Origin of the sequence: Desulfosarcina sp., assembly GCF_041551955.1 — a bacterium.
Lineage (GTDB): Bacteria > Desulfobacterota > Desulfobacteria > Desulfobacterales > Desulfosarcinaceae > Desulfosarcina.
Genome location: NZ_JBFELV010000420.1, coordinates 1 through 4,522 on the forward strand (window position 1 = coordinate 1; position 4,522 = coordinate 4,522).

Genomic DNA, 4,522 nt, shown 5'->3' on the forward strand with positions numbered 1-4,522 from the left:
CGGGGCCTTAAATAAAGGGCCCTATTGGTGATCGGTAGTTGTCAACGGGTTCTTAAAATGGGGGGGTGAGACATGAACGTATCCCATGTTAAAAGAAAATCTTCAGCGCTCTTATTGCGTTCCTGCCTGATTGTTTTGTTAGCAGGACATTCAGCATCGGTTTATTCATACCAGGTGTGGACGCGTGCTGACTTTTTCAATCCAAGTTGGCATAATATTGAAAATATCTTCAACGACGCCGACACTTCATCCCTTATTCCATACAGCGCGACATCGGACCTGGTTTATTCGAGTTCGGATTTGGCAACTGGCCAGCTCAAGGTTAGCGCTCCGACGGCAAGTGGCAGCGGCGGTGCCGGCTGGACTGATGAGATCCTGCTGACCATCCCGGGATTGACGGCCACCTCTACTGCCACAATCGATATCGAACTCACAATTGAAGGCATCTATACGGTAATCGACTACAACAATAAGGAAAGGGGATACTTTTCTTTCAATGCCTTAAGTGGGCTCAATACCTTTCCCTATCCGAATGTCGATCAGCTCGCCATAAGTGCAACTTATTCCTCGGATGGTACGCCGGGCACCTATTCAACGGCCTCGCCACAACAGTTTTCAGCATTCAATGGAATCGGGGAATGGGCGGCCTTGGGCCCTAAAACCTTTTTAGGGCAGATTGAAATCTCCGGTGCCGACCCAAGTCTCCGGCTGGATTTTGATTTGGTTCAGATAGTCGGCCCAGCCGATTTTTCCAACACCGCCTCCATCCGGCTCGATCTTCCCGAAGGCGCTACCTTTGAATCCGCCTCCGGCGTTTTTTTGTCCGAGGCGGCCCCAGTGCCGATTTCCGCAACCTTGATTTTGTTCGGGACGGGTATAATCGGTCTTGCCGGGATACGTAAATTACCCAGGGTATCTGGCCAACAATGATCGCGTTATGTAGTCATATCGATACCATAGGTGCAATGGTTTATTTTTTGTTCAGGAACCAAGACCGGGTGTCACGCCATAGAGTGTGCTGAACGTCGAGGCTGCAATATAGCCGAAGAGAACTGTCTGTTGGACAGCGGACTGCCGCTGCCTGTGCATAGGTCAGAAATGAATGAGGGGGTGATGGGCCGGATGAAGACAAATCAATTCAAATCCTTTTTGCTTCCCGGCTTTGGCCTGCTGGCCATCGGTTTTGTCGCCGCCGGGAACTACCTGGTTTGGCCGAAATTGCAGGCCCTCGGTGCCGCGATGCTTGGTGTTGGGCTCCTTTCCATCGGAATCGATTCGATCCGGTTGCGATATTTTGACATGAAAGTGGGCGAATGGAGCTGGCACAGCTCCAGCCGTTTTGTGTTCCGCGGCACCGGCGCCGCCTTCTGGGGGCTTCTTTTCGTTGCCATGGGGTTGGGCACCCTGGCAATTGCCGGTATCGTCATTTTTGAACTCGGCCCTGCCGCTGAAAAGCTGATCATGGCCAGGCCGGGCATCTTGATCGCCCCGCTCGGCTTCATCTTTCTCTGCACGGCGATCGGATGGCTTTGGGGAGATGAACAGATGAACGCATCGGTCCTCATGTTTGTTGTCACCCTGCCTCACCGCATCGGTGCCGTTGTCACGCTGATTTTCGCGCTGGCCGTGTTCGGGTTGGGGGTGTTCGAACTGTTGCAGCCCGAGGCGTTCGACGACCTGGTTCGGTCGCTCCGGCCGCCGAACCATCCGATGCTGCCTAAATAATTACCTGTGGCGCTGAGAAGCAGAGCGCTATCAATCGGATAGGCCCCATTCCGGCGACGATGGTCAGCCGCATCGATGCTGAGAAGGGCCGCCGCATCGCTTCGACAAAGCCGGAAAAAGGCCTTCTTTCAGGATGCGGTAACATTGGTCGTGGTCGCTGGCGACGGCAGGTTGCGCTGCAGGAGTGGCATTAAACGGATTGATCATCTGAGGTTTTTTTCAACACGTGCAGCAAGCAGAAAACTCATGGAAAACAATCCGTCGAAAAGACGTGGGCATCGACGGTGAGGCGTTGGGCATGCTGGTAGCGAAAAGAGGGCCCGCAATTGGCCTAAAAGGTTGGGTGGACCATCATGGGGGCATCGATCATCCGCAGCAGCATCTTGAACTCACCATCGTCGATTCCGCTCTTCCAGTGCCCAGTGATTTGGGCGGCAAAGACCATGACGACGAAGGCAGCACCCACGGCCATGGCCAGTTTCGACGCATGCCAGGACAGGGGTCCAAAGCCGGCGGTGTTCATTGAGAGGGTTTCCGCCGCCGGGCAGGTATTGACGCAGTCCAGGCACCCGCTGCACTCTGGGCTGAACACCCTGGTTTTCTGGTGCACGGGCAGATGGGATGGACAGATCCGGCTGCACTTCAGGCAACTGGTGCAGGTGGCGGGTTGCCGCTGCACTGCCGTCGGGCTGAACAGGCCGAGAATGCCCATCAAGGCGCCATAAGGGCACAGGTACCGGCACCAGAAATTCCTGACGAAGACGGAGAGCACGAGCAAAACCACCATCGAAAACAGGGTCACGGTTCCGATCCGGGTGAAAAAATGGAGCATCTTCACATCCGCCAGTTTGTAATAGGGGCTGTGCAGAAATGATGCAATTTCGGCCGGGGCCATTTTTATCAGGGTGATATAGACGAAAAACGAGAGCAGCAGGTATTTCAGCGATCGCAGGGGCCAGTCCAGGACCTTGGGCATTTGGATGTTCTTCCCCAGCACTCGATAACCCAGTTTCCAGAGCCATTCAGACAGTGTCCCGACCGGACAGAACCAACTGCAGAAGGATTTTCGAAACAGGAGGGAAATCACCCCAGCATAAAGCAGGATGACCATGGCCGCCGGATGGACTGGGTCCCAGATGCCCGTGGTCAAAAGCTGCTTCCAGCCCAACAGCGCGCCAATGGGCAAAAACCCTTCCACACCGGCCGGTCGCTGGATGGTTATCGGGCCGCCATTGCCCGCCTGCTCGACAAAAAAATAAAACTGCAGACCGATGGCCAGGGTCATCAGGAACAGGACCAGCTGGAATCGATTGCGCAGGCTGGAAAAAAAGGGGATAGGGGTGCAGCTGTGATTCATGAAAACCTCGGACGTTGGGTGTCGTACATGCGTCAGGATAACAGGTGCAGGTAGACTATCCGTTGATTTAGACAATGGTGTCGTGCTGTCATTCACACCTTGGCCAGAACAATTGTCATGTTATCCCGGCCACCCGTTTTCAGTGCAGCCTGGATGAGCCGTTCCGCTTTTTGGTCGATTGCTTCGCGATTACCCAGAATAGTTGCCAAAAGTTGGGGGGTTAACGATTTATGCAGCCCGTCGGTGGTCAATGCCAACAGATCGCCGCCACGACTGGAAAAAGACCCTGTCTCTGGAATGGCATATCCGCAACCCACGAACTGATCCATGACATCGATGGAATAGTGGGTCGCAGCGTCTTTTAGCGCTAATTCACCCTCGCCAACCAGAAATCTGGCCAGCGTCTGGTCTTCGGTAATCTGGGTCAGCCGGCCATCTCGAAACAGATACAGGCGGCTGTCGCCCACATGGATCCAGTAGGCGGTATTGTCCCGCAACAACACGCACACCATTGTGCTGCCGGTTCCCGCCAGTGCGGCTTGTGCCTCCTGCTGGCTCACCAAATGGCCGTCCATCGCTTTGACCAGCGTCACCAGTGCCGCCAACTCGTTGCCGGTCTCCACCTGATCAAGCGCGGCCAAATGATCGATGATGCAGTCAGCGGCATAGCCGCCGGATACATTCCCCCCCAATCCGTCCGCCACTGCCAGGATGGCGCCCCCGCTGCCGAGGCCTCTGATGATGTACCGATCCTCATTTCTCACACCGGCCAAGCCGATATGGGTGCGTCCGGATGTCGCCTTGAAAGCAAAAGTCATTGGATCGGTTCCCTTGAGCGGTCGTTCGCTTTACATATTTTTATAATCGGCCATCTTGACCGCCACACCGAGGGCCTGAGCCTGAGTTCTGAAGGACGCCAACAACCGGTTAAGGTCTGCCTGCTGTTCTTTTTTGTAGGACAATACAAGGGTCGACAGCCCGTCATGGTTAAGGCTCTTTAGGCGCTTGATTGGCTTGCTTTGTGATAATAATGGATCAAGTGCTTCCATGGCATGGCCCATGCTCGCATAGCGCTTTCGGGGAATGCACCGTCCGGCGGTGAGTATAAAATCACGCAGCTCCCCGGGGATATCGGGTACCAGCTCGGCGGGATCCGGTATGTCGTGTGTGGTGTGCATTTTCAACAGTGTATTCAGATCGGAATTTACGAAAGGGAGTCTACCGGTAACCATTTCGTAGGCCGTGATGCCCAATGCGTAGATGTCGGTTCGCCCGTCCACGGGATCGGCGTCAATTTGTTCTGGGGCCATATATTGGGCGGTACCGGTATTGCCGAAATCCTCGGTGCCGGCAGGGCAGGACAAACCGAAGTCGAGAATCTTGATCTGGTCATCGGGTTGCACGATGACATTGGATGGATTGATGTCGCGATGAATGATC

General features: G+C 54.6%; 5 protein-coding genes. 2 read left to right on the forward strand and 3 right to left on the reverse strand.

What is annotated here, in order from left to right; all coding sequences use genetic code 11:
* Positions 1 to 72: 72 nt before the first annotated feature.
* The gene (locus tag ABYV26_RS21535) at positions 73 to 930 is read left to right on the forward strand and encodes a hypothetical protein (protein ID WP_372683416.1); all 858 of its coding nucleotides are present in this window, start codon (positions 73 to 75) and stop codon (positions 928 to 930) included.
* 192 nt (positions 931 to 1,122) lie between these two features.
* A complete protein-coding gene (locus ABYV26_RS21540) occupies positions 1,123 to 1,725 on the forward strand; it encodes a hypothetical protein (protein ID WP_372683417.1) in 603 nt (200 codons plus the stop codon).
* Between the two features lie 331 nt (positions 1,726 to 2,056).
* Here the strand turns inward: ABYV26_RS21540 and ABYV26_RS21545 are convergent, their stop codons facing one another.
* The 3 genes from ABYV26_RS21545 to ABYV26_RS21555 all read right to left on the reverse strand — a co-directional run.
* On the reverse strand, positions 2,057 to 3,082 hold the full coding sequence (locus ABYV26_RS21545) for a 4Fe-4S binding protein (RefSeq protein ID WP_372683418.1): 1,026 nt from the start codon (positions 3,080 to 3,082) through the stop codon (positions 2,057 to 2,059).
* Between the two features lie 92 nt (positions 3,083 to 3,174).
* Positions 3,175 to 3,900, reverse strand: a complete 726-nt coding sequence (locus ABYV26_RS21550) for a PP2C family serine/threonine-protein phosphatase (protein WP_372683419.1) — start codon at positions 3,898 to 3,900, stop codon at positions 3,175 to 3,177.
* 30 nt (positions 3,901 to 3,930) lie between these two features.
* A partial coding sequence (locus ABYV26_RS21555; RefSeq protein WP_372683420.1) for a serine/threonine protein kinase occupies positions 3,931 to 4,522 on the reverse strand: 592 nt, incomplete at its 5' end.

What these genes read in the sequence shown, in the direction of transcription:
- ABYV26_RS21535 (WP_372683416.1), top strand. Translation starts at nt 73, where the DNA reads ATGAACGTATCCCATGTTAAAAGAAAATCTTCAGCGCTCTTATTGCGT.
- ABYV26_RS21540 (WP_372683417.1), top strand. Translation starts at nt 1,123, where the DNA reads ATGAAGACAAATCAATTCAAATCCTTTTTGCTTCCCGGCTTTGGCCTG.
- ABYV26_RS21545 (WP_372683418.1), bottom strand. Translation starts at nt 3,082, where the DNA reads ATGAATCACAGCTGCACCCCTATCCCCTTTTTTTCCAGCCTGCGCAAT.
- ABYV26_RS21550 (WP_372683419.1), bottom strand. Translation starts at nt 3,900, where the DNA reads ATGACTTTTGCTTTCAAGGCGACATCCGGACGCACCCATATCGGCTTG.